Annotated in this window: 18 protein-coding genes and 1 pseudogene; 8 read left to right on the top strand and 11 right to left on the bottom strand. The window is 66.9% G+C overall.

The window, feature by feature from the left end; genetic code table 11:
- Positions 1 to 143 precede the first annotated feature (143 nt).
- Positions 144 to 737, bottom strand: a complete 594-nt coding sequence (locus QPK27_RS11760) for a YitT family protein (protein WP_290418419.1) — start codon at positions 735 to 737, stop codon at positions 144 to 146.
- Between the two features lie 466 nt (positions 738 to 1,203).
- On the bottom strand, positions 1,204 to 2,370 hold the full coding sequence (locus QPK27_RS11755; protein WP_290418418.1) for a mandelate racemase/muconate lactonizing enzyme family protein: 1,167 nt from the start codon (positions 2,368 to 2,370) through the stop codon (positions 1,204 to 1,206).
- 109 nt (positions 2,371 to 2,479) lie between these two features.
- On the opposite strand from QPK27_RS11755, the gene QPK27_RS11750 reads away from it, so the two are divergent.
- Positions 2,480 to 3,409 carry a LysR substrate-binding domain-containing protein gene (locus tag QPK27_RS11750; protein WP_290418417.1) on the top strand — a complete coding sequence of 310 codons (930 nt, stop codon included), beginning with the start codon at positions 2,480 to 2,482 and terminating at the stop codon, positions 3,407 to 3,409.
- Here the strand turns inward: QPK27_RS11750 and QPK27_RS11745 are convergent.
- Entirely contained in the window at positions 3,393 to 4,151 is a 759-nt protein-coding gene (locus tag QPK27_RS11745) for a sulfite exporter TauE/SafE family protein (protein WP_290418416.1), read from the bottom strand. The genes QPK27_RS11750 and QPK27_RS11745 overlap by 17 nt on opposite strands.
- Before the next feature lie 112 nt (positions 4,152 to 4,263).
- Between QPK27_RS11745 and QPK27_RS11740 the strand changes: the two genes are divergently transcribed.
- Positions 4,264 to 5,196, top strand: coding sequence for a LysR substrate-binding domain-containing protein (locus QPK27_RS11740; protein WP_290418415.1), 933 nt, complete (start codon positions 4,264 to 4,266; stop codon positions 5,194 to 5,196).
- A gap of 55 nt (positions 5,197 to 5,251) precedes the next feature.
- Here QPK27_RS11740 and QPK27_RS11735 read toward each other — a convergent pair.
- Positions 5,252 to 7,475, bottom strand: a pseudogene (locus QPK27_RS11735) (NADP-dependent malic enzyme).
- Positions 7,476 to 7,745: 270 nt separating this feature from the next.
- Between QPK27_RS11735 and QPK27_RS11730 the strand changes: the two are divergent.
- Positions 7,746 to 8,558 carry an SDR family oxidoreductase gene (locus QPK27_RS11730; protein WP_290418413.1) on the top strand — a complete coding sequence of 271 codons (813 nt, stop codon included), beginning with the start codon at positions 7,746 to 7,748 and terminating at the stop codon, positions 8,556 to 8,558.
- Between the two features lie 62 nt (positions 8,559 to 8,620).
- On the opposite strand, the gene QPK27_RS11725 is transcribed toward QPK27_RS11730, so the two are convergent.
- The 7 genes from QPK27_RS11725 to QPK27_RS11695 all read right to left on the bottom strand — a co-directional run bounded on the left by QPK27_RS11725 (position 8,621) and on the right by QPK27_RS11695 (position 16,587).
- Positions 8,621 to 9,067, bottom strand: a complete 447-nt coding sequence (locus QPK27_RS11725; protein ID WP_290418412.1) for a hypothetical protein — start codon at positions 9,065 to 9,067, stop codon at positions 8,621 to 8,623.
- A gap of 86 nt (positions 9,068 to 9,153) precedes the next feature.
- On the bottom strand, positions 9,154 to 11,154 hold the full coding sequence (locus QPK27_RS11720) for a DUF2235 domain-containing protein (RefSeq protein ID WP_290418411.1): 2,001 nt from the start codon (positions 11,152 to 11,154) through the stop codon (positions 9,154 to 9,156).
- On the bottom strand, positions 11,147 to 11,680 hold the full coding sequence (locus tag QPK27_RS11715) for a hypothetical protein (protein WP_290418410.1): 534 nt from the start codon (positions 11,678 to 11,680) through the stop codon (positions 11,147 to 11,149). Before QPK27_RS11715 ends, QPK27_RS11720 begins: the two co-directional genes overlap by 8 nt.
- 5 nt (positions 11,681 to 11,685) lie before the next feature.
- Positions 11,686 to 12,579 carry a DUF4123 domain-containing protein gene (locus tag QPK27_RS11710; RefSeq protein ID WP_290418409.1) on the bottom strand — a complete coding sequence of 298 codons (894 nt, stop codon included), beginning with the start codon at positions 12,577 to 12,579 and terminating at the stop codon, positions 11,686 to 11,688.
- 2 nt (positions 12,580 to 12,581) lie between these two features.
- Positions 12,582 to 12,791, bottom strand: a complete 210-nt coding sequence (locus QPK27_RS11705) for a hypothetical protein (RefSeq protein WP_290418408.1) — start codon at positions 12,789 to 12,791, stop codon at positions 12,582 to 12,584.
- Positions 12,792 to 12,811: 20 nt separating this feature from the next.
- On the bottom strand, positions 12,812 to 15,712 hold the full coding sequence (locus tag QPK27_RS11700; protein ID WP_290418407.1) for a type VI secretion system Vgr family protein: 2,901 nt from the start codon (positions 15,710 to 15,712) through the stop codon (positions 12,812 to 12,814).
- The gene (locus tag QPK27_RS11695) at positions 15,709 to 16,587 is read right to left on the bottom strand and encodes a hypothetical protein (protein ID WP_290418406.1); all 879 of its coding nucleotides are present in this window, start codon (positions 16,585 to 16,587) and stop codon (positions 15,709 to 15,711) included. The genes QPK27_RS11700 and QPK27_RS11695 overlap by 4 nt, the downstream gene beginning before the upstream one ends.
- A gap of 220 nt (positions 16,588 to 16,807) precedes the next feature.
- On the opposite strand from QPK27_RS11695, the gene QPK27_RS11690 reads away from it, so the two are divergent.
- Genes QPK27_RS11690 through tagF form a run of 5 tightly spaced genes read left to right on the top strand, consistent with a single transcriptional unit; the run spans position 16,808 to position 24,396 of the window.
- Positions 16,808 to 17,671 (top strand): M15 family metallopeptidase, encoded by an 864-nt coding sequence (locus QPK27_RS11690; protein WP_290418405.1) that lies wholly within the window; start codon positions 16,808 to 16,810, stop codon positions 17,669 to 17,671.
- A 16-nt stretch (positions 17,672 to 17,687) separates the two neighbouring features.
- A complete protein-coding gene (locus tag QPK27_RS11685; RefSeq protein WP_290418404.1) occupies positions 17,688 to 17,957 on the top strand; it encodes a PAAR domain-containing protein in 270 nt (89 codons plus the stop codon).
- Between the two features lie 34 nt (positions 17,958 to 17,991).
- On the top strand, positions 17,992 to 19,464 hold the full coding sequence (locus QPK27_RS11680) for a hypothetical protein (RefSeq protein ID WP_290418403.1): 1,473 nt from the start codon (positions 17,992 to 17,994) through the stop codon (positions 19,462 to 19,464).
- Between the two features lie 40 nt (positions 19,465 to 19,504).
- Entirely contained in the window at positions 19,505 to 23,416 is a 3,912-nt protein-coding gene (tssM, locus tag QPK27_RS11675; RefSeq protein ID WP_290418464.1) for a type VI secretion system membrane subunit TssM, read from the top strand.
- Complete coding sequence (tagF, locus tag QPK27_RS11670; protein WP_290418402.1) at positions 23,413 to 24,396, top strand: type VI secretion system-associated protein TagF; 984 nt, start codon at positions 23,413 to 23,415, stop codon at positions 24,394 to 24,396. The genes tssM and tagF overlap by 4 nt, the downstream gene beginning before the upstream one ends.
- Position 24,397: the final 1 nt, after the last annotated feature.

Raw genomic sequence — 24,397 nt, 5'->3', positions numbered from 1 at the left:
CCCCCCCCCACGACGCTCCAGTAATCGTCAGTCAGGGGGAGTTCATTGCTCGTCATGTGCTGTTCCAAGGCGCCGCGTCATGCGGCGCGCCCAGTATAGCGGCTCGCGCACGCCGCCGTGCGCGGCTGGCGCTCAGCTACCACTCAGCTGCCGAAATAACGTCCGGCGCGGTGCCAGGCCATGACCATGCTGCTCATCGCCACCGCCGACAGCGCCGACCACCCCACCAGTTGCGGCGCCACCAGCGCCAGCGCCACCAGCAGGATCACGGCGTCGATCATCACCTGCGTGCGGCCGGCGTTGATGCCGTACTTCTTCTGCAGCCACAGGGTGACGATGCCGGTGCCGCCGACGCCGGCGCCGTGGCGCGCCAGCGCCAGGATGCCCATGCCGCAGAAGGTGCCGCCGGCCAGCGCCGCCACCGCCACGTGGACGTGGCCGATCACCAGCACGTGCGGCACGGCTTTGAGCAGCAGCATGATGGCCACGCTGCCGGCCAGCGACTTGACCGTGAACAGCGGTCCCATGAACAGGTAGCCGAACAGGAAGAACGGCACGTTGATCAGCATGAACAGCAGGCCCACCGGCATGCCGCTGAAGTAGGACGACAGCAGCGCGATGCCGGCCACCCCGCCCGTGATCAGGCCGGCCGCCTGCAGCAGCACGATGCCGGCGGCGACGAACAGCACGCCGACCGCGATGCCGTAGACGTCGTCCAGCAGGCTATGCGGTTTCACGGGCAAGGGACGGGGTGCGGTCGAAGGTGCCGAAGAAGGCGTCGGCCCCGGAAAGGCAGCCTGCCGCGTCATTGCGCGCGCTCCTGCACCACGGCGCACAGGACGCCAGGGACGGTGGACACGGCGCGCTCGGGGCGGGACGAACGCTTCGGCAGCGCGGCGGACAGGCAGGTCTGGTTCATGTTGATCGGTGTTCTGAGGGTGGAACGCGATGGCAGTTGGCGTTCCTGGCCGGTCCGGGTGGTGCCGGGAGCCTGGTCGCCGCGCCAGTCCCGGTTGGGGGCTGGACGCCATCTTGCGCGAAAGCGCCGCCATTATCGCTTATGTTGCGGCGCAATGTCGATACAGAACACGTTTGAACCCTTGAACTGTGGTGCGGCGGCAGGATATTCCACCTGACTGTGCGGCGTCGCACCATCCCGGTGCGGCGCCGCACCCGATTGATGCTGAACGGCTCAGACCATGATCAGGCAGTGAGCTGCCGCATCTGCGCGATCAGGTCGGCCTTGCCTTCGAAGCCGATGCCGGGCAAGTCCGGCATGGTGATATAGCCGTTCTCCACCTTCACGCCATCCGGGAAGCCGCCGTAGGGTTGGAACAGGTCCGGATACGACTCGTTGCCGCCCAGCCCCAGGCCGGCCGCGATGTTCAGCGACATCTGGTGCCCGCCGTGCGGGATGCAGCGGCTGGCGGACCAGCCGTGCTGGCGCAGCATGTCGAGCGTGCGCAGGTACTCCACCAGGCCGTAGCTCAGCGCGCAGTCGAACTGCAGCCAGTCGCGGTCCGGGCGCATGCCGCCGTAGCGGATCAGGTTGCGCGCGTCCTGCATCGAGAACAGGTTCTCGCCGGTGGCCATCGGCTTGTCGTAGTAGTTGCGCAGGGTCGCCTGCAGCTCGTAGTCGAGCGGGTCGCCGGCCTCCTCGTACCAGAACAGGTCGTACTGCGACAGCGCCTTGGCGTAGCGGATCGCGGTATCCAGGTCGAAGCGGCCGTTGGCGTCCACCGCCAGCTTCTGGCCGTCGCCCAGCACGCTGAGGATCGCGTCGATGCGGCGCAGGTCGTCGTCGAGCGAAGCGCCGCCGATCTTCTTCTTGACCACCGTGTAGCCGCGGTCGAGGTAGCTGCGCATCTCGTCCTTGAGCTTTTCGTGGTCCTGGCCCGGGTAGTAATAGCCGCCGGCGGCGTAGACAAAGATCTTCTTGTCTGGCGTGCCGTTGCCGTAGCGTTCGGCCAGCAGCTGGAACAGCGGCTTGTCGGCGATCTTGGCGGTCGCGTCCCACACTGCCATGTCGATGGTGCCGATCGCCACCGAACGCTCGCCGTGGCCGCCCGGCTTTTCGTTGGTGAACATGGCGGCCCATACCTTGTGCGGGTCGAGATTATTGCCGCTGTCGTCCAGCAGCGAAGCCGGGTCGGCTTCCAGGATGCGCGGGATGAAGCGCTCGCGCATCAGTGTCCCCTGGCCGTAGCGGCCATTGGAATTGAAGCCGTAGCCGGTCACCGGGCGGCCGTTGCGGATCACGTCGGTGACTACCGCGACGACGCTGAGCGTCATCTTGCTGAAGTCGATGTAGGCATTGCGGATCGGGGAACTGATCGGGACCGTCTTTTCGCGGATCTCGACGATTTTCATGGGGTCTCCTTGGGGTTCGCTGTGTGCAGCGAGTAATGATCGAGCCACCAGATTATTCGCTTCCAGCGCGGTTATGATTCAGGATTTCTCACATCATTCTTCACCCAAAGTGAAAAGCGACCTCGCCTCCCACCTCGAATTTTTCGTGCTGCTGGCGCGCCACGGCAACCTGTCGGCGGCGGCGCGCGCGCTCGACCTGACGCCGCCGGCCGCCACCAAGCGCCTGGCCCAGCTCGAGGAAGGGCTGGGCGTGCGCCTGGTGAACCGCACCACCCGCACCAGCAGCCTGACGCCGGAAGGCGAAACGTATTTGCACTACGCCACCCGCATCCTGGCCGAGCTGCGCGAGATGGAAGACGCGGTGGCCGCCACCCGCTCGGTGCCGCGCGGACGGCTAACGGTGAACGCTTCGCTCGGGTTCGGGCGCACCGCGATCGCGCCGATCGTGTCCAGCTTTGCCGCGCGCTATCCGCAGGTGGAGGTGCAGCTGGACCTGAGCGACCGCCCGGTCGACCTGGTGGCCGACGGCGTCGACCTGGCGATCCGCTTCGGCGCCCCGCCCGACCAGCGCTTGGTGGCGCGCCGCATCATGTCCAACCGGCGCTTCCTGTGCGCCGCGCCGCGCTACCTGGAACGCCACGGCACGCCGGCGCGGCTGGCCGACCTGACCGCGCACCAGTGCATCATCCACCGCCAGAACGACGAGGCGCACGGGGTCTGGCGCCTGGAGCATGAGGGTCACATCGAAACGGTGAAGGTGCAGGGCCGGCTGGCCTCGAACGACGGCGACATCGCGCTCGGCTGGGCGCTCGACGGCCACGGCATCCTGATGCGCTCGGAATGGGACCTGGCGCGCTACGTCGACAGCGGACGCCTGGCCGTCGTGCTGCCGCAATACGTGCAGCCGGCGGCCGACCTGTTCGTGGTCTACCCGAACCGGCAGCACCAGTCGGCGCGCACGCGGGTGTTCATCGACTTCCTGGTCGAGCAGCTCGGGCCCGGGTCCGGCGCCCGGATCAGGATTACGTCGCCAGCATGACGGCGGCGGTGCCGACCAGCACCGCACAGAACAGCCAGCGCAACAGCGGCGCCGGCAGCTGGTGCGCCAGGTGCACGCCCCACGACACGCTCAGCACCCCGCCCAGCGCCATCGGCAGGCCGGTCTCCCAGTCCACCTGCCCGGCCTGGCCGTAGGTGGCCAGCGCAATGAAGGCGCCCGGCACCACCAGCGCCAGCGCCGTGGCCTGGGCGCGCGTCTGGCGCATGCGGAACAGGCTCACCAGGGCCGGCACCACCACCAGCCCGCCGCCGATGGTGAAGAAGCCCGACATGGCGCCGCTGGCCATGCCGATCACCGGCAGCAGCGGACGCGGGATCGGTTTGCCCGGTTCGTCGTGCGCCACCGCCCTGCCCTTGGGCCAGCCGAAGTACAGCGCCAGCGCGATCAGGAACAGCGCGAAGGCCAGGTGCAGCACGTCGGCGTCGATGCCGACAGCGAAGCGCGCGGCCAGGTAAGTCGTCACCATCGAGAACACGCTGATCGATGCCACCGAGCGGAAGTCGACCGGGTTTTTCTGGTGGTAGCGCAGCAGGCCGAGCAGCACGTTGGGCGCGATCATCACCAGCGCCGTGCCCTGGGCCAGGTGCTGGTCCATGCCATACAGCAGGCCGAGTATCGGAATCGCGATCAGGCCGCCGCCGATGCCGAGCATGCCGCCGGCGACGCCGAGCGAAGCGCCGAGGCTGAAATTGGTGGCGAACGAAATCAGGGACAGCGTCATGGTGCGTGGTTCGAGGAGTCAGAAGCAGGTGTAGTGTAGCCGCCGCCGGCGGTTTTATAATGCAGCCATCTTTCATCTATTCATAAACTGGATTGAATAATGAGCGCAATCCATGAGTAGAATCGCCGACCTCGAATTCTTCGTCGACCTGCTCAAGCATGGTTCGCTGGCGGCGCTGGCGCGCGAACTGGGCGTGACGCCGCCGGCAGTCAGCGCGCGCCTGGCGCAGCTGGAAAAGCGCCTCGGGGTGCGGCTGCTGAACCGCACCACGCGCCGCATCAGCGTTACCCACGAGGGCGAGCTGTATCTCGCGACCGGCGCCCGCCTGCTGGGCGAACTGGAAGACCTGGAGCAGCTGGTGTCGAACAGCCGCGCGGTGCCGCGCGGCCGGTTGCGCGTCAACGCCAGCTTCGGCTTCGGGCGCCAGCACATCGCGCCGGCGATCGCCGCCTTTGCGCGCCGTTATCCGCAGGTGGAGGTGCAGCTGGAGCTGACCGACCGCTCGCTGAACCTGGCCGACCGCGCCTTCGACGTCGGCATCCGCTTCGGCGAAGTTCCCGATTCGCGCCTGGTGGCGCGGCGCGTGGTAGGCAACCGCCGCCTGCTGTGCGCGGCGCCGTCGTACCTGGCCGAACATGGCGCACCAAGCACACCGCGCGAGCTGCAGGCGCACCAGTGCATCGTGCTGCGCCAGAACGACAGCGCGTTCGGGACCTGGCATTTCACCAAGGGCACCCGGCACGAGACGGTCAAGGTGCGCGGCACGCTGACATCGAACGATGGCGACGCCGGGGTGCTGTGGGCGCTGGAAGGGTTCGGGATCATGATGCGCTCGATGTGGGACATTCATGCGCACGTCGCCGGTGGGCAGCTGGTGCCGGTGCTGGAGGATTGGGAGTTGCCGAGCGCGGACGTGTTCGCGGTGTACCTGGAGCGCTCGACGGTGCCGGCCAAGGTGACGGCGTTCATCGATTTTTTGGTGGCGTGGTTCGGGCGCGAGGCGGCGTGGGTGGGAGCAGCGCCGGCCTTATCCGGCAGCCCATGAGGCCGAGCGCGGAATAATCGGACATGCCTGCCCGATCATTCCATGCGATTGAAGCTTACTTCGCCTCGGCCGCCGCCAGCGCCGTCATGTTGACGATACGGCGCACCGTCGCGCTCGGGCTCAGGATGTGCACCGGCTTGGCGGTACCGAGCAGGATCGGACCCACGGTCACGCCCTTGCCGGCAGCGACCTTCAGCACGTTGAACAGGATGTTGGCCGCGTCCAGCGACGGCATCACCAGCAGGTTGGCGCTGCCCGCGAAGTCGCCTTCGATGTTGTAGATCTCGCGGATCTCTTCCGACAGCGCGGCGTCGCCGTGCACTTCGCCGATCAGCGCCAGTTCCGGCGCCTGCTGCGCCAGCAGCGCGCGCGCTTCGCGCATGCGGCGCGCCGACGGACGCTCGCTCGAGCCCTGCGACGAGTGCGACAGCAGCGCCGCCTTCGGCTCGACGCCGAAGTGCTGCAGCATCGACGCCGCCAGGCGCGTGATCGCCGCCAGTTCCTGCGCGTTGGGGGTCTCGTTGACGTAGGTGTCGGTGATGAACAGCGTGTGCTTGTCCAGCACCAGCGCATTCATCGCGGCCAGCACTTCGGCGCCCGGCGCGGTGCCGATCTCGTTCCTGACGTGTTCCAGGTGGCTGTCGTAGCTGCCGGCCATGCCGCAGATCAGGCCATCGACGTCGCCCGCCTTCAACAGGCGCGTGCCTTGCAGCGTGGTGTCGCCCTGCGCCTCGATCACGGTGTAGTCGGCGCCTGCCTGCAGGCGCAGGCCGGCTTCCTTGACCGCGCGCTCGATGTCGGCGGCGGCGCCGATCAGCACCGGATGCGCCAGCTGCTCGTCGACCACGGTCTGCACCGCGCGCAGCACGCGCTTGTCCGTCGCTTCGGCGTACGCCACCTTGCGCAGCGTGGCCTTGGCCTTGGTGAACACGGGCTTCATGAAGAAGCCGGTGTGGTAGATCATCTGGCCCAGCTTGTCGCGGTAGGCATCCATGTCTTCGATCGGACGGGTCGCCACGCCCGAATCGGCAGCGGCTTGCGCCACGCGCGGCGCGATCGCGGCCAGGAGGCGCGGATCGAACGGCTTCGGAATGATGTATTCCGGGCCGAAGGTCAGGTCCTGGCCTTCGTAGGCCAGCGCCACCACGTCGCTCGCTTCGGCTTCGGCCAGTTCCGCGATCGCGGTCACGCAGGCCAGCTTCATCTCGTCGGTGATGCGGGTGGCGCCGCAATCGAGGGCCCCACGGAAGATGTACGGGAAACAGAGGACGTTGTTGACCTGGTTCGGGTAGTCCGAACGGCCGGTGGCGATGATCACGTCCGGACGCGCGGCCTTGGCCACTTCGGGACGGATTTCCGGTTCCGGGTTGGCCAGCGCCAGGATCACCGGCTTGTCGGCCATGGTCTTGACCATGTCGGCGGTGAGCACGCCGGCGGTGGAGCAGCCCAGGAACACGTCGGCGCCATCCACGATGTCGGCCAGCGTGCGCGCGCTCGTATCCTGCGCGTAGCGCGCCTTATTGGCTTCCATGTTCGCTTCGCGGCCCTGCCAGATCACGCCGCGCGAGTCGGTGACCCAGATGTTGTTCTGGTCCACGCCCAGCAGCACCATCATGTCCAGGCAGGCAATGGCGGCGGCGCCGGCGCCGGAGGCGACCAGCTTGATCTGGCCGATGTCTTTATTCACCACCTTCAGCGCGTTGAGCAGCGCGGCGGTCGAGATGATCGCGGTGCCGTGCTGGTCGTCGTGGAAGACCGGGATGTTCATGCGCTCGCGCAGCTTCTTCTCGATGTAGAAGCATTCCGGCGCCTTGATGTCTTCCAGGTTGATGCCGCCGACGGTCGGTTCGAGCATCGCGATGGCGTCCACCAGTTTATCGGGATCGAGTTCGTCGAGTTCCAGGTCGAACACGTCGACGCCGGCAAACTTCTTGAACAGGCAACCCTTGCCTTCCATGACCGGCTTCGAAGCCAGTGGGCCGATGTTGCCCAGGCCGAGGACGGCGGTGCCGTTCGAGATCACGGCCACCAGGTTGGCGCGCGAGGTGTAGTCGGCGGCGGTGGCCGGGTCGGCGGCGATTTCCTCGCAGGCGTAGGCCACGCCCGGCGAATACGCGAGCGAGAGGTCGCGCTGGTTCGACAGCGGCTTGGTGGCCACGACTTCGATCTTGCCGCGGGTCGGGCTGCGGTGGTATTCGAGCGCATCGAGGCGCAGCTGGGTGTTCTGGGTTTCGTTGAGCGTGCTGTCGGTACTCATGTGTTTTCCTATTGCTTGTAATGCGAAATCTGGTGCTGCTGCCGGCACCAAGCGCGGTCTGTCGGACGGCCGCGTTTCCTGGTGCTTGTTGGTCGTGCCCGCGCAACGACTGATGCGTGCGCAGGGGTTGGCCATTCTATCCGAATACCACCATTGATGGGTTGTCAATGCCAATTTGCCAGCGCGTGCGGCGGCGCGTTTTCGGGCCACGCAGCCCGGTCCCGAAGCGGACGTTGTCGAAATGACCAACATGCTAAGCTCATTCCACATGCAATCAGCTTAGGAGAATCCGATGACGAGCAATACCGATCGACCACTGGCGCTGATCACCGGCGCCTCCAGCGGCATCGGCTACGAACTGGCGCGCCAGTTCGCCGCCGACGGCTATGACCTGTTCCTGACCGCCACCCAGCAGGCGGGACTCGAACGCACCGCGAGCGAAGTCAGTGCCAGCGGCGCGCGGGTGGAGATTTTCACGACCGACCTGACCGAATACGACGGCGTCGAACGCTTGTACGAGGCGGTACGCGCCACCGGCCGCCCGCTGGCGGCGGCGGTGCTCAATGCCGGCGTCGGCCTGGGCGGCTATTTCGTCGGCGGCACGGCGCTGGCAGACGAACTCAAGATGATCCAGCTGAACGCCGTGTCGCAGGTGCACCTGACCAAGCTGATCGTGCCCGACATGGTGGCGCGGCGCGCCGGCAAGCTGCTGTACACGGCGTCGATCTCGGGCACCATGCCGACTCCGTACGAGGCGGTGTATGGCGCGACCAAGGCTTTCCTGATTTCGTTCGCGGAAGCGGTCAAGTCCGAGATCAAGGACAGCGGCGTGGAGATCACCCTGCTCCTGCCGGGCCAGGTCGACACCAACTTCTGGCCGCGCTCGGGGATGGTGGACAACAAGCTGGCGGTGGGCGAAAAGGCGTCGCCGGTGAAGGTGGCGCAAGAAGGCTATGCGGCCTTCAAGAAGGGGGAAGACCGCGTGGTGGCGGGGATGGTGAGCAGCAAGATCATCGGGAATGTGGTGAACAACCTGGCGCCGGATACGGTGAAGGCGGATCTGCATGCCAAGGAAGCGAAGCCGGGGTCGGGGTTGAAGAACTGATGATCCGTGCGATCGGAGGGGCCGTCAGCCAATGCCGGCACGACGGCCCCGGCACCGCGGCATCAGCCGCGGTGACTGTTAGTCTGCTCAACCATGGCGATGCCGCGTTTTGTCTTGTCCGGCAAGCTGACCGACGTGATCAGTTCGACGGTATCATCCGGGTAGATGTGCACGCCGAGATATCGGGCTTTCGGCACGACAGCATCGAGCCGAAGCGGATTCTTGTTGAAGACGGTCTCGCCATTGCGCCGTGTCCCCGCTGGCCCGTCCAGCCGCCAGCTGACTTTTTTCGGACCGAGCTCGAAAGCGACGCCCGTTACGATTCCACCTCCAGTCGCAGGAAAGGCATCGCTGCCGAAGCCCATCTTGCCATCGACGAAAACATCGAAGATCGGCCGGTCCAGATAATTGAACAGGACCACACTCAACACGACCTTCTTGGATTTGGCCGTACCGAGATTCGCAACGGGAAGCGCCAGCAAGGCGCCGAGATAATTTCGTCGCTTCATCCAGCGCTCTTTCAATGATCCGCATTGTGTGAGACACAGCCGAGCCACCCGGGGATGCGCGCCTCGGCCCTTCCTCTACATGTCGCTCAGAACCAGTCGCCGACATCCTTGGCCGTACGTTTGATCCAGTTGATGCCCCGGTCGTAGATGACTTCGGCGCCTTCGCGTGCATCTTCCGCCGCCCTGCCCGCCGCCGCCGCCGCGTTCTTCCCGGCCGTGGTGGTTGCTTTGTATCCGCTTTCCACGGCATTTGCGGCGGCCTGCGCCTGCCTGCGCGCGTATGCCGCAGCCTCCTGCGCCTTGCGTTGCGCGGCTTCGGCCGCATCGCTGGCTGCCTGTGTTGTCGCGTCGTACGCCCGCTCGGCCGCGGCCTTCGCTTCCTGCGCCTTGCGCTGGGCGTAGCGGGCTGCTTCCTCGGCCTTGCGCTGGGCTGCCGCGGCCGCTGCCTCGGCGCGGCGGCGCGCCTCATCGGCGGCTTCTTTCGCGGCGTCTACCGTTGCATCGGCCGCTTCGCCAACTTTTTTCTTACCAGACGCGTAAGCATCCCCGACGGCGGTTTTCCCCTCCTCGAGCTTGTTGCCCATCCAGTAGCGCCATTCCACGGTCACGTTGACGGTCGATTCCTGGACCCCGCGTGGCCGGAAATAGCTGAACGGCTCGGCGAGGTTGCCGATAAAGTCGACTTTCGAATCGTGGACAAAGCGTGCGACGAAATCGACCGCCCCATCGCTCGCAGGCTGGTCCCAGGCCGAAATCTGCCAATCCTCCGGCTTGATATACTGGGCGTAGCCACTGATGGCGTAGCCACCGATGCGCAGCCACTCGCCTGCCTTCGCCGCGGTCCGGTACTTGGCGATTTCCCATGCCATTCCTTTCGGCCCCAGGTATTTGTATTTCGATTCGTTGCGCCGGCGTGCCCCAGGGGTTTCGATACCTTTCCGGTGCATCGTGCCGTTCGCGCTATAGAACACTTGCATATGGCGCTTGATCTGATTTTCCACGGTGCCGGACATGGCGCCGCACGCAGCCATGTAGTTGCGATACGCCTGAAGGGTCGACTCCTGAATCTTGAAGCGGGCGTCGAACAGCGGCTTATTGACCTTCTCGATTTCTTCGTAAGACCGGATCCGAACGCCACTGACGACGGCCTCACGCATCATGTCGCGCATTGGAATACGCGCGTAATTGTTGTCGATACCCTGTGCCAACGGCTCGTAGCCGCCGCCGACGTCGGAGTGGACGCCCGGATACACGTTTTCCACCCAGTCGCCCGCGAGCTTGCCGTTCTTTCTGATCAGGTCGACGGGGAACGAGAAACGGACCTCGTGCGCCGCGACGTAGTGCACGCAGCGCTCCACCTTCGGGGACACGACGAGTTCACGCTCCTCGAACGGGAGCCTGACGTTCAGGGAAGGCACGCCGAACGATGCGACGGTGTCGAATACGCCGACAAAATTGAAGCGCATGCGGTAGCCGCCGTATGCCAGGTTGCCATTCTCCACCTTGCAGCGCCTGATCATCCGATTGGAAAACGCGCGCGCCAGCGAGGCGCCGCGCGAGAATCCAAAAAACGACATGTTGATCATTTTTATCAGGCGGAATTTACCGAGGACTTCGTTTACGTCGGAAAAACTCTGGCTACTGGCCTTCTCCGCATATGCTGCCGTTTCCGCTCCCAGGCGGCGCGCGTTTTCGATCATGACGTCGCGCAATCGGTCATTGACGTCATCATGGCCCTGGTGCAAGCGGCGGGTACCGCCTCCGCCAAATCCCATCCCCTGGATGGTGTCCTCGTGCCAGGCATTGGCAGTCGAGATCCAATTTGTTGCTTTGCCGTTGTATGCGGTGCCGACGCCCGACACGTAAATCGGGAAGATCGCTTTTTTGGCATCTTGCAATGCGGCGTCATAGATGCGACCGACATTGCTCCAGCTTTTAGTGGCGATATCGGCTTCCCGGTTATTGCCGGTCCCGTCAAAGAAAATCGCCACGTGAACGACATCGCTGCAATCTTGCAGCGGCCCGGGCTCCTTCTTCGAGACGTCCCGGTTGCTGGATTCTACGGCGCCGACGTCTTCGCTAGCCACGGTCCCTCCCCGCTTTGCTCATCTCCGATTCACCGCGCTCGCTCACCCTCGGGAAACTCACTGTAGGAATCAACTCAACGCTGTAATCGGGATAAATGTGGATCCCGAGATACCTGCCGCCGGGGATGGGCTTTAATTCGGGGGTGTTCTTGCTCGTGACCGTATCGCCGTTATTCGCCAACCCTTCGGGACCGCCGAGACGCCAGGTTACTTTTTTCGGGCCCGGCGCAAGTTGAATCCCCATGATGGTCCCGCTCCCAGTTCCAGGATATTGATCGGAACTTGCATCGACGTTTCCATCGATAAGCACTTCGAAGATCGGTCGGTCCAGATAATTAAACAGGACGACATCGAAACGAACCTTCATGGTCTTTGCCCCACACGCGTTAATCAAGAAAAAGCACGCTCCTGCGCCCAGCCATCTGCGCCGGTCAATGCCTCTAGAACCCGCTATCAATTTGCTCGTCATATTTCGCTCAGACAGATCCGGCCCTTCGAGGTCCGGACCATTGGTTTCGTGATACATGCATCTCAACGTGAAGGCGGCAGCAGCTTGAGCGCATCGGAAAACTCGAGTTCGCCGTTTTTTACCCTGACCAGCAACTGGGCGATGTCCTTGTCACGGTACCATCGCTCCTTGTAAATCAGGGTCATGCACACGTAATTGACCATATCCCTCATGCCCGTCAAGCCGACCGCGCGCGCGCCGTTCACGGCCTGCTCCACATAGGCATAGCGCTGCCGCTCAGGGATATCCCTGAGCAAATGCGGCTGATTCAAATCGACAAAATACAGCACATGGTCGGGCACGCCGGCTTCGACCAGGTCGTCCACCTGCGCCTGCGACAGCATGAGCGGCGCCGCCAGCCGCACCGGCGGCGCGTCGGCCCCGACGTCGACGGCGTGCCGCTGCCCGTCACGGTCCCAGTACCACCAGCCTTCAAGGCCGCCGAACAGCATGCGGCGCTGCGCGGCGTCGAACACCGGTCCCTTGACGTGCAGCGTCTGGTCGTCAGGCTGACCGATCAGCGTGCCCAGGATCGCCGGATCCCAGAATCCGAAGAACATGTCGTAGTCGTCCGGCAGCCTGATTTCGGTGAACTGCTTGAGCTGCGCGAACAAGGCGTCGAACGGCAACGTGCTGGCCAGGACCGTCAGGCACGGCTTGCGCGGCGCCGTGCGCGCGATCCACTGCCACGCCGCGCTGCCGTGCGACGGTGGATCCAGGCGCACCAGGTGCGGCGACTGCTCGGCCAGCGGGCTGCCCTGGGTTGCGCCCAGCAGGCAGCGCACGCTGGCGCCGGACGGCGCGATGGCGCCGGGCAGCGACTTGTCCTGGGCGCTGTCGGCGATCGCATACCAGTGCCACCGCGGATGCTGCGCCGCCACGGCGATGAGGGCGTCAAGGTGCGGATGATCGCTCATCGTCACACCCACTTGTTGATGAAGGCGCCGCGCTGCATGGCGCGCTTGGCCAGGCATTCCACGCACAGCTCCTGCACGGGAGCGTCCTTGCGGCCCGGCGTGGCCGCCCGCGCCACCCGGCTGCCGCCGGTCGCCACCACGGCGAGCGCGCCGAAGGCATTCAACAGCAGCCGGCGCGTGACCTGCTTGTATTCCCTGAAAAGTGTCTTCATCCTGCTGCCCCGATACCCCTTCAATTGCCCTTGTTGATGAACGCCGTGCGCTGCGCAGCGCGCTTGGCCAGGCATTCCACGCACACGCCCTGCGGCAGGAAGGGCAGCTTGTAGTCGACTTCCTTGCCGCTCTCGAAGCTCTTCCTGGCGGCGTGGATCGTGATCTTGCCCGGACACTGCACCGTGATGTTGCCGCCTTCGATGGTGATGTTCGCGCCGCCCGCCGTCGACAGGCTGATGCTCTTGGCCGCAGCCCAGTCGATGTGGGCATTGGCGCTGACGATATCCACCTGGTCGCGCGCCTGCACGTTCAGCACGTCGCCCTGGGCCTGCAGATCGACCGCGCCCTGCGCCGCGATCAGCTGCAGGCCGACGTTGTCCTCGCCCGCCTTGACCGCGCCGCCCAGCATGCCGATCGCCTGCCCGCTGTGGATGCGCATCTGTCCGCCGGTCACGAACTGCGTGTCCTGCCCGCTCATCAAGGAGATGGTCTCGCCATTCGCCAGCTGCAGATCCTGCCCCGCCACCACGCCAAGCCCCGCCTTGGCGGCGATGGCGATGATCGCGGCGCTGCTGTGCGGCAGCTTGCCATCCTCCGGCGCCACCGGCTTGCCCGGCATCTCGGCGCGCGCCGCATCGACGCTCTCGCCACTGAGCATGCCCGAGGTCGCCGTCAGCAGCGCCTGCAACGGCGCCGCCTTGTCGTCCAGCTTGCTCGCATCCGGTTTCGCCGCGCCCAGGTACGACGCGAACGCCACCGTCTGGTGCGTGGTGGCGGCGTCGCTGAACGCCTTGCCCAGCTGGACCGCCTGCTTGAGCAGCGCGATGCCCGCCACATTGTCGCCGGCCGGATCGCGCGTGTCGGCGCCATGCGTGATCTTGTAGCTCGACACCAGCAAACCGGTGCCGGCGCGCACCGCGCCATAGCCGTCGGTGCGCAGCTCGGCGCCCAGTCCGCGCAGGCTGCCGCGATAGTTATCGGCGGCGTGGATCAGGTGTCCCAGATTCAGTTCGCTGGCCGCATAGCTGCTCTTGAGCTGGATGCGCCCCTGGTTGTCGGTGTCGTCGAACAGCAGCTGGTTGTAGCCGCTGCCGCCGAATTCCTTGCTGCGGATGCCCCACTGGGCCGCGGCGTTGCGGTGGCCGCTGCCGCCGGCGGCGGCGCCATGCCATAGCGGGCTGTTGCCGCCGGCCAGGTTGCCCTGGGCCGAGACGGCGTGGTCGTGCGCCGCGGTGAATACCTCGGTAGCGCTGTCGCGCTCGCGCTTGCCGCCCGGCGTCGGCGGCTCGCCGCCCTCGCCCTGGCCGTTGTACAGCGCGCCCACCACCAGCGGGCGATCGATGTCGTTTTCGATGAACTGCACCAGCACTTCCTGGCCGATGCGCGGCAGGAACTGGCTGCCCATGCCGCCGCCGGCGGAGCGCTGCGCGACCCGTACCCAGCAGGTGGCGCTGGCGTCCTGCTGCCAATGGAAGCGGATGCGCACCCGGCCCAGGCGGTCGCAATGGATCTCGTCGGCGCCATTGGCGCTCGATCCACCGTCGGCGCCGACCACGATCGCGCTCTGGCTGCCGTGGGCGGTCGGTTTCGGATGGTGGCGCAGGCCGTTTTCGCCCACGACCGGACGCCACGGCGTGTCGGCCGCGATCGCCTCGAAGTGGTTGGCATAGCCGCTCTTTGCGGCCTGGGCGATGGTCGCCGCCAGCAGTTCGTCGCGCGGCTGGTGCACCTCTTGCAACACGTCCTGCAGTAGCTCCGGAATCGGCCCGAACAATTCTTCCAGCCCTTGCCGCGCGCGCGCCGGCAGGTTGTTCACGCCCACGCTCACCACCCGCAGCACCACGTATTCGGGATCGACCTCGCTACCGGCCTGCAGCGGCCCCTGGGTCATGTTGAAACGGACGCCGGCGCGCAGCGTGCGCACCGTCGAACGGGCTTGCCACAGCTGGCGGCGCGCTTCATTGGCCTGCATCTGCAGCAGGGCGTAGCGGCGCGCGGCGTCGCCATCGGCGAAGAAATACTGACCCGGCGTGTCGTAGCTTTCCAGCGCCGGCGCGTTGCGGCCGCCCACGGCGCCGGCGGTCGGCACGCTGGCGGCCACCGCCTTTTTCGCCTTGTAGTCGTAGCTCAGCACCGTGGACATGCCGATGCGCAGGCTGCGCCGCGCGCGCAGGGCCTGGATGGTGTCGTGCGCTTCGCCGGCACGCGCGCCGTGGTAGCGGATGCCGCCGCCGGCCGCGCTGCTCGGGTCTTGCGGAGTGGCGCGGGTATCGGTGCTGTCGGCGAACAGCACCACGCGATGGCCCTGCCCGCTGTCCTCGCTGCCCTCGCCCTCTTCCACACGCCAGGCCATGCCTTCCTCGGTCAGCAGGCGGGTGACGAAATCGAGATCGGACTCGCGGTACTGGCAGCAATAGCTGCGCGCGCCGGCATGCGCCATGAAGGCCGCGACTTCTTCGCTCCAGCGCCACTGCGCCAGCGGCGCATGGGCGCCGAACACGGCGTCGACGATCTCGATCACGGTCTTGTCTTGCCACACGCGGCTGTTGCGCACGCGGCCCAGGCGCCACAGCCAGGATTGCAGCCGCAGGCGGTAGCGCGCCAGGCCGCCGAAGCTGCCCAGCATCGCCGCTTCGCTCACCAGGCCGCTGAAGCGGGCGCGGGTGCCGTCGGCCAGGCTGGTCTCGAGCGCGGCGGGCTGGCCGAGCAAGGGTTCGAGGTCGAGTTCGGCGTCCGTGCCGAGCAGGATCAGGTCGCGTGCGCCGACCGACTGCAGGGCGTCGTCGGCGGCAAAGGCTTCGACCATCAGTCCGCTGCCGCCGCCTTCCTGCTCGTCGCCCAGTTGCAGCGCGTACAGGCGGGTGTGGCTGGAGAAGCCGCCCAGGGCGGCGAGCACCTCGTCGACTACCGCCAAACTCATCGTTGCACCTTGCACAGCCCGACGTTGCTGCGGCCTTCGCAGGCGCGTTCGCGGCACGCGGCCAACTGAGCCTTGGGCCCGGTGCGGCAGGCTTTCAGTTCCTGCTCCAGGCTGGGACGTGCTTTTTTCGCGGCCGGCTCGGCGGCGTTGGCGTGGGCGATCAGCGCCGACAGCAGCACCGCGTCGGTGTCCTGGGTCGTGGCCGGCGCCGCCTTTTTCGCGGCCACGCGTTTCGGCGCGGCTTTCGGCCTGGCCGGCGCTTTCTGTGCGACCTTGGCCGGTTTCGGCTCGGCTTTCAGCACGGCAGGCACCGCGGCTGCGGCAGCCAGCGCCGCGCCGGATGGCGCTTCCAGCGCCTGGCTCAGCATGTCGGAGTCGGCTCCGGCCGGCGCACCATGCGGCGCGGCAGCCGGTGCAGCCGCAGGGGCCGGTTCCAGCATCTCGCTCAGGCTTGGCCCGCCAGCCGCGCCGGCGTGCGCGATGCCCTCGTCCTGGATGGTGGCGGCACTGGCTTGCACGGGCGCTGCAGGTTCCGGCGCCGCGGGGGTAGCGGGCGTGGGCGCCACGTCCTGTCGCGATGAAGGTTGCGTTGCGTCGGCCACCACCAGCGGTGACGCCGGCACGCTGCGCTGGCCGTACCACAGGCCGGCGCCGCCGGCCACGACCGCCACCATCACGCCGAACACCAGCCACGCCCAGGGCGTGCGCGCGGCCGGCGCCGCGTCAAGCCCACGCGCCGCTTTCGGCGCGCGCTTGCGCTCGCCGTCCGACGCTTCCAGTGTCGACAGTATCCGGTTGCGCTCCGCTTCGGCCTGCTGGGCCGGGGTCAGCAGGCTGGGCGCCCCACGTGTGGGAATCTTGTCTTTTCGTAGCAAAATTCAAGCTCCTGATTGTTATCGCAACACTTTACGCTAATAAAGTGACTAAGGCGATACCCCGCACGATACCCAACAATTGGTAGTGCATAAGCGCTGCACGATTGGGCATGATTTGACCGAATTATCAGACTAGTAAGTTATACTCACAAGCAATAACCAACAGATAATGCGGCATGCATAGAAGCGGTCGCGGATGGTGTTTGAGCGCGGAGTCGATGTGTTGCTACTGGCGATAGCCCTGTATTTTTTGCTTGCCTGCATGGTCGGCTGGCTGCTGTTCTTCCCTGCCGGAAGAACATTGGCCATGGGCGCGCTGGGACGGCTCGAGGCACGCCTGGCGGCGTGGCTCGCCAGTCTGGCGCGCTGGCGCCTGCCAGCCATGCGGGCGGCTTCGGCGACCGCTGCGCCGCTCCGCGCTGCGACGCATCACGTGGGCCGCCACTATCTGCTGTGGCTGGCCGGCCTGGCCTTGCTGGCGGTGCCGCCGGCGCTGGTATTCATGACCGGGGGAAGAAGCATGCTGGACGGTTACGCGGTCTCGACACGCGAAGCCAACCCGCAGGTGGCGGCCCTGCTGCACGGCGAACAGCTGGCGCCGCCGGCCGCGCTGCCGCCGGACGTGTTCACCACGGCCGAGGTGGTGCAGGAGCGGCCGATGCTGCAGTCGGCCAGCCGCAACTGGGATCTGCTGGACGCCGAATTTACCCAGCGTCTGCTGCTGGTGTTCAAGATCATGAAGGAGCAGCACGGTTACGAGATGGCGATCCTGGAAGGTTATCGCAGTCCCGAGCGCCAGGATGCGCTGGCGCGCATGGGCGGCCACGTCACCAATGCGCGCGCCGGCCAGAGCTGGCACCAGCATGGCCTGGCGGCCGACTGCGCCTTCCTGCGCAACGGCAAGCTGGTGATTTCAGAAAAGGACCCGTGGGCCATGCGCGGCTATGAACTGTATGGCCAGGTGGCCGAGTCGGTCGGGCTGACCTGGGGTGGACGCTGGAAGATGATGGATTTCGGGCACACCGAGTTGCGGGTGCCCGGCGTGATGCAGCGCGAACGACGCGGCGCGCGCGAAGCCGGTTGAATACAAGGGAGGCACGATGGCAGGTCCGGTAATTCGTTTGGGCGACAAGACCTCGCATGGCGGCGTGGTGGCGAGCGCGTCGCCGGTGAGCACCAGCGGCGGCGTGGCCATCGCGCGCGTCGGCGACAGCGTGGTGTGCCCGCTCGCCGGCCACACGCCGTGCGTGATCGTCAGCGGCGACGCCAGCATGATCGTCGACGGCAAGCCGGTGGCGCGCCACGGCGACCTGACCAGTTGCGGCGCGACCCTGATCGCCAGCCAGCAAGCCACCGTGGACCAGGTGTGACCATGGTTTCGTTCTCTCTCGAAAGGCGGTCGCCATGCGTCCCTGGCTGAGCCGTACCCTGGTCGCGCTCGGGGTCTTCGGCGCCTGCTGGATCGGCGTGCTGTGGTACTGGAGCGCCACCCGCCGCATGCCGGCGACGTCGGACGTGGTGCTGTGGCTGGTGTTGCTGCCGCTGCTGCTGCTGGCGGGACTGTGGGCGTTGCGCAAGCTGGCAAGTGGCGTCGCCGCCGCCCGTGCGGCAGCAAGCGCCGCGGCTGCCGCAGCCGCCGCCCAGGCCGGCGCTGCCGCCGAGCCGTCCGCCGTTCCGCCGTCCACGCTGATCGTCCTGGCCGGCGCCCTGCGCATGCCGCACGGCGACAGCGCGCGGGTGCTCGGCGAAGCCATGCTGTCGCGCCAGGCCAACCTGCGGCTCGACCCGGAGTTGCTCGACGAACGCGGCTACCCGATCCTGAGCGGGCGTCTTGATGATGTCGACGTCGCCGCCCAGCAGGACAGCATGGCCGACTGGCTGCAGCAGCACCATCCCGACGCCCTCCTGATCGACGAGCAATGGCGCGCGCTGGCGCTCGGCACTGTGGTGGCGGCCCAACTGGCGGCCGAACTCGGTCCGCATCCGGCGCTGCCGGACTACCTCGATGCGCTGGCCGCGCGCAAACCTCTGCCTCCGCTGCCGACGCTGCAGCTGGTGGCGCTGCTGCCCGCCGAATGGGCGGCGCCGGAACGCGCCGCCGGCGCCGACTGGCTGCGCGCGGTAGTCGCCCAGTACGGCTGGCCGCTCGAACGCATCAGCATCCACCTGCCGGCGCCGGGCCAGACGCCCCTGCTCGCGCTCGACGCACTGGCGGCGCAGGCGGCCCAGGCCGAACAGCCCTTCCTGGGCCTGCTGCTGGCGTGCGACTCGCGCATCGGCGACACGAGCGTGCAGGCCTGGGCCGACCAGTTCATCCTGCTCGACAGCCGGCACCCAGACGGCCGCGTGCCGGGCGAAGGCGCGGCCGGCCTGCTGCTGGCCGACCGCGCCCAGGGCGCACTGTTCGACGCACCGGAGGCCGCTGTGCTGTACCCGAGCGCGGGCGGCGTGCGCGCCTCCTCGGCCGATGCGCGCGGACGCATCGACCCCGCAGTACTGGTGCAAGGCGCGACCGACTTGCTGGCCAAGGCCGGCGTGGCGCCAGGCGCGGTGACCCTGGTCAGCGCCGACAGCGACGTCCGCGCCAGCCGCGTCGGTGAAACCATGGCCATGGCCAGCGCCACGCTGCCCGAACTCGATCCCGCCAGCCAGGTGCTGAGCGTGGCAGCCGCCTGCGGCGACGCCGGCGCCGCCAGCCTGGTCGCCGCCCTGGTGCTGGCCCAGCAGCACGTGCGCGCCGGCCTCGGGGCCGCCCTGTGCGTGAGCAACCTCGACCCGTTCCAGCGCAGCGTCGCCCTGCTGGCGCCGCCAACGCTGGCGCAGCCGGCGCAGACGCCGGCCAGCGCCACCGACGCCGCCCAGGCCGCCGCGGCATGACCCATCACCTTCAACCTTCGTCCGTCTCGCACCCCCTATGATGCAACGACTCTGGCATTTCCTCACCGCCCGCTTCAGCCTGGCCGCCATCGGATTCGCGGCGCTCGCCGTGGCGCTCCTGATCGGCGCCGCCGTGTTCGACATTTCCTACCTGTGGGCCGGCGCGCTGCTGCTGGGCGCCCTGCTGCTGTACGGCGGCGCCTGGCTGTGGCGGCGCTACAAGCACAAGCGCTCGGGCCAGGCCTTCGGCGGAATGCTCGAACAGCAGGCTGCGACGCCCGCCGCTAGCGCCGCCCAGCGCGACGAGAATGAACTGATCCGCAAGCGCATGGTCGAAGCGATCGGCACCATCAAGACCTCCAAGCTGGGGCAATTGTCGGGCGACGCCGCCCTGTACGAGCTGCCCTGGTATATGGTGATCGGCAATCCGGCGGCCGGCAAAAGCACGGCGATCGCCAGTTCCGGCCTGCAGTTCCCGTTCGCCGACAGCAAGATCGTGCAGGGCGTGGGCGGCACCCGCAACTGCGACTGGTTCTTCACCACCGACGGCATCCTGCTCGACACTGCCGGACGCTACTCGGTCAACGAGGAAGATCGCGCCGAGTGGCTGGGCTTCCTGGACCTGCTCAAGAAATACCGCAAACGCGCGCCGATCAACGGCATCATCATCGCGGTCAGCATCGCCGAACTGACCGGCAACCGCCCCGAGTTCGCGATCAACCTGGCCAAGAACCTGCGCCAGCGCGTGCAGGAACTGACCGAGCGCCTGGAAGTGCATGCACCGGTCTATGTCGTCTTCACCAAGGCCGACCTGATCACCGGCTTCAACGAATTCTTCCAGGACGCCGAACGGGGCGACCGCGATAAAGTATGGGGCGCCACGCTACCCTACAGCCAGAACAGCTCGAAGGAAGACGTGCTGCAGCAGTTCGACGCCCGCTTCGACGAACTGTACGATGGCCTGAAGGAACTGAGCATGGCCAATATGGCGCTGCAGTGGCGCCAGAACATGCCGCCCGGCGTGTTCACCTTCCCGCTCGAATTCAGCTCGATCAAGGGTTCGCTGCGCACCTTCATCGCCACCCTGTTCGAAGAGAATCCCTTCCAGTTCAAGCCGGTATTCCGCGGCTTCTACTTCACCAGTGCGGTGCAGGAAGGCGAGACCGTCTCGGCCTCGTCCGAACGCGTGGCGCACCGCTTCGACCTGCAGCTGGCGCCGACCTCGCAATCCCAGGTGCAGGAGCAGCACGGCTACTTCTTGCTCAACCTGTTCCGCAAGGTGATCTTTGCCGATAAAGACCTGGTGGCGCAGTACGCGAGTCCCTCGAAGATGCGCGCCCGCTACGTGACCTTCTTCGCCGTGGTGGCGCTGGCCGGGCTGGCGCTGGGCGGCTGGAGCTGGTCGTATCTCGCCAACCGCCAGCTGGTGGCCAACGTCCAGGCCGACCTGGACCAGGCGATCAAGGTGCAGGAGCAGCGGCTCGACCTGGCCTCGCGCTTCGAGGCGCTGGAAATCCTGCAGGACCGCATCGAACAGCTCGACGCCTACCGCGACGATCGTCCGCTGGCCCTTGGCCTGGGCCTGTACCAGGGCGAGATGCTGGAGCAGAAGCTGCGTCAGGAATATTTCGCCGGTTTGAAGGAAGTGATGCTGAAACCCGTCGGCCAGTCGCTCGAAGCCTTCCTGGGTGAAGTCAACAGCGGCGCGGCGCAGCTGCAGCCGATGACGACGCCGCCACAGTCGGGGGCGACCGGCATCGCTCCAGCTGGCGGCGTGACGCCGGCCGGCGGCGTGTCCGCGCCGAACACGGCCCAGGCGTCCGTGGTACCAGGCCTGCCCGCCGCGACCACCAACAGCGCCGGTCCGCTGCCCGCGGCCGCCGTCAACTTCGGCGCCCTGCAATTCAAGGACGCCAATCCGGGCAACGTCGAAGACGCCTACAACGCGTTGAAAACCTACCTGATGCTGAGCGACAAATCGCGCGCCGAAGCCAGCCACCTGAACGACCAGTTGACCCGCTTCTGGCGCGTCTGGCTCGACAGCAACCGCGGCACCATGACGCGCGAACAGATGATCCGCAGCGCCGAGCGCATGATCTCGTTCTACCTGAGCCAGATGGACGATCCGGCCTGGCCCACCATCGAAGGCAAACTGGCGCTGGTCGACCAGACCCGCGACAACCTGCGCCGCGTGGTGCGCGGCATGCCGGCGCGCGAGCGCGTGTACGCCGACGTCAAGGCGCGCGCCGCCACCCGTTTCGCCTCGATGACGGTGGCGCGCGTGGTGGGCGACGCCGACAAGGAACTGGTGGTGGGCAGCTACGCCATCCCCGGCACGTTTACCCGCGAAGCCTGGAGCAGCTACATCCAGGGCGCCTTCCGCGACGCGGCCAACCGCGAGCTGCAAAGCACCGACTGGGTGCTCAAGACCGCCGCCAGCGACGACCTGACGCTGGAAGGCAGCCCCGAGCAGATCCAGAAGGCCCTGCTCGAACTGTACAAGAACGAGTACGCCCAGCAGTGGCAACGCTTCATCCAGGGCGTCAGCATCCGCGACCTGAACGGCTTCGACGGGGCCGCGGCCGCCATGAACCGCCTGGGCGACCCGGAATCGTCGCCGATCGATAAATTGATCAAGACGGTGTACGAAGAGACCTCGTGGGACAACCCGTCGCTGGTCGACGCCGGCCTGCAGCAGGCCCAGCGCGGGATGATCGGCTGGTTCAAGGAAACCATCCTGCGCCGCAAGCCGGCCGTGGTCGAAGTCAAGATGGACAACAGCAACAAGAACGCCGCCGCCATCCCGATGGGCCCGGTGGGCCGCGAATTCTCGGGCGTGGCGCGCCTGGTGGTCAGCCGCGACCAGAGCGCGACCCTGATGAAGGGCTATATGGACATGCTGTCCAAGCTGCGCGCGCGCTTCAACCAGATCAAGAACCAGGGCGACACCGGCCCCGGCGCCAAGCAGTTCATGCAGCAGACGCTGGACGGCTCGGGTTCGGAACTGGCCGACGCCCTCAAGTACGTCGACGAGCAGATGCTGATCGGCATGACCGACGCGCAGAAGCAGGCCATCCGGCCGCTGCTGGTGCGTCCGCTGATGCAGACTTTCTCGGTGATCGTGCGCCCGACCGAGGCCGAGATCAACAAGGTGTGGGCGGCCCAGGTGCTGGAACCGTTCAACCGCACGCTGGCCCTGAAGTACCCGTTCGCCGGCGAGGCGGCGGTGGAAGCCACCGACGCCGAGATCGGCCAGATCTTCGGACCCGAAGGCGCGATCGCCAAGTACTTCAACACCACCATCGGACCGCTGGTGGTCCGGCGCGGCGACGTGATCAGCGCCAAGACCTGGGCCAATATGGGCATCAACCTGGCGCCGGGCGTGATCAGCAGCTTCCCGAGCTGGATCGCGCCGCTGTCGGCCGGCGGCGTGGCCGCCAACGCCGGCGCCGGCGAGGCGCAGACCCGCTTCGACGTCCAGGCACTGGGCGCCACCGGGGCCACCGAATTCACCATCGAGATCGACGGCCAGGCGCTGCGCTGGCGCGGCCAGCCGCAGCCGTTCGTGCAGATGGTGTGGCCGAACCCGCGCGGCGTGCCGGGCTCGCGCATTACCGGCATCACGCCGGAAGGCCGCACCGTGGTGCTGCTCAACGAGCCGGGCCACTTCGGCCTGAAGAAGATGATCGACGCCGCCAAGCGCACCCGGCGCGACAACGGCGTGTTTGAACTGAGCTGGGAAAGCAGCGGCGTGACCGTGCGCGCCAACCTCAAGATCGTGGGCACCACCAAGGCCGCCGCCCCGCCGCCGGGCGCCGCCGCAGGCTTCCGCCGCATGCGCCTGCCGGAAGTGGTGGCGGTGTCGGCACCGCCGACCCCGGCGTCGGCTACCGCTGCCGTTGCCACTACCACCACCGCTGGCGCCGGCGCGCCGGCGGGGAGCAAGCCATGAGTCGAGCGGTCGCGATCCCGATCGGCTATTTCGGCAAGATTCCGACCCGGGCCGACTTCGTCAAGGCGAGCGAGAATGCGGCGCTGAGCAGCATGCTCGACGCCTGGCTGGCGCAGGCGATCGACCTGCTCAGCCTCGATGCGCGCTGGAAGCGCAACTACGACGCGCTGGCGCCGATCCGCTTCGCCTTCATCGGCCCGCGCCGCGGACGGGCCGTGGCCGGCCACCTGGTGGCCAGCAGCGACCAGTCCGGCCGGCGCTTTCCCTTCCTGTTGATGAGCACCATGCCGATCGCCGCCCCGGCCGCCTTCGTGCCGAACAGCCCGCTGATGCTGGCGCGCCTGTGGAACCGCCTCGAGACCCTGAGCGCCGACGTGATGCGCGCGCCGGATCCGGTGCTGCCGCTGCAGGCGGCGGCCAACGCCACGGTGGAATTCGATGCGCAAGACCCGGCCAGCGCCACCGAGTTCGAGCATTTTCTGGAGCAGCAGACGGTCGGCTCGCTCGACGCGATGCTGGCGCACCCGAATTTCGAAGGCTCGACGCGCCAGATCCTGCTGGCGCTGGGCCTGCTGCTGCAGCCGGTGATGGCCACCAGCTCCAGCCGCCTCGAAAAAAGCCTGGTGCTGCCGCTGCCGGTCGAGGCGCACAACCGCCAGATGGTGGCGACCTTCTGGATGCACCTGATCGCGCCATTCCTGATGCGCGCCGACTTCGAACTGTCGGTGTTCATCACCCACCAGGACGAACGCCCGGTGCTGGTGCTCGGTTTCAGCGGCGCCTCGGCGCAGACGCTGCAGGCGATCATGGACCCGCAGGTCGGGCTCGAGCACCACATCGGCTTCGACCAGCTGGACTGGGTCGAAGACCAGGTCGGCGCCGACTATGCGATCAAGAAGGTGTCGACCTATCTGGCGCAAGGCGCCCTCTCACTCAAATCGGCCGGCGACTCGCTGCGCGCCGCTTTTATCGGAACCTGAA

The organism is Massilia sp. YIM B02443 (genome assembly GCF_030411955.1).
Taxonomy (GTDB): Bacteria; Pseudomonadota; Gammaproteobacteria; order Burkholderiales; family Burkholderiaceae_D; genus Telluria.
The sequence above is the reverse complement of the archived record's forward strand: the minus strand, read 5'-3'. Positions and strand labels throughout refer to the sequence as shown.

Excerpts from the sequence above, each read along its gene's own strand:
- QPK27_RS11755 (WP_290418418.1), bottom strand. The coding sequence starts at position 2,370 with ATGAAAATCGTCGAGATCCGCGAAAAGACGGTCCCGATCAGTTCCCCG.
- QPK27_RS11745 (WP_290418416.1), bottom strand. The coding sequence starts at position 4,151 with ATGACGCTGTCCCTGATTTCGTTCGCCACCAATTTCAGCCTCGGCGCT.
- QPK27_RS11740 (WP_290418415.1), top strand. The coding sequence starts at position 4,264 with ATGAGTAGAATCGCCGACCTCGAATTCTTCGTCGACCTGCTCAAGCAT.
- QPK27_RS11730 (WP_290418413.1), top strand. The coding sequence starts at position 7,746 with ATGACGAGCAATACCGATCGACCACTGGCGCTGATCACCGGCGCCTCC.
- QPK27_RS11725 (WP_290418412.1), bottom strand. The coding sequence starts at position 9,067 with ATGAAGCGACGAAATTATCTCGGCGCCTTGCTGGCGCTTCCCGTTGCG.
- QPK27_RS11715 (WP_290418410.1), bottom strand. The coding sequence starts at position 11,680 with ATGTATCACGAAACCAATGGTCCGGACCTCGAAGGGCCGGATCTGTCT.
- QPK27_RS11710 (WP_290418409.1), bottom strand. The coding sequence starts at position 12,579 with ATGAGCGATCATCCGCACCTTGACGCCCTCATCGCCGTGGCGGCGCAG.
- QPK27_RS11705 (WP_290418408.1), bottom strand. The coding sequence starts at position 12,791 with ATGAAGACACTTTTCAGGGAATACAAGCAGGTCACGCGCCGGCTGCTG.
- QPK27_RS11700 (WP_290418407.1), bottom strand. The coding sequence starts at position 15,712 with ATGAGTTTGGCGGTAGTCGACGAGGTGCTCGCCGCCCTGGGCGGCTTC.
- QPK27_RS11685 (WP_290418404.1), top strand. The coding sequence starts at position 17,688 with ATGGCAGGTCCGGTAATTCGTTTGGGCGACAAGACCTCGCATGGCGGC.
- QPK27_RS11680 (WP_290418403.1), top strand. The coding sequence starts at position 17,992 with ATGCGTCCCTGGCTGAGCCGTACCCTGGTCGCGCTCGGGGTCTTCGGC.
- tssM (WP_290418464.1), top strand. The coding sequence starts at position 19,505 with ATGCAACGACTCTGGCATTTCCTCACCGCCCGCTTCAGCCTGGCCGCC.
- tagF (WP_290418402.1), top strand. The coding sequence starts at position 23,413 with ATGAGTCGAGCGGTCGCGATCCCGATCGGCTATTTCGGCAAGATTCCG.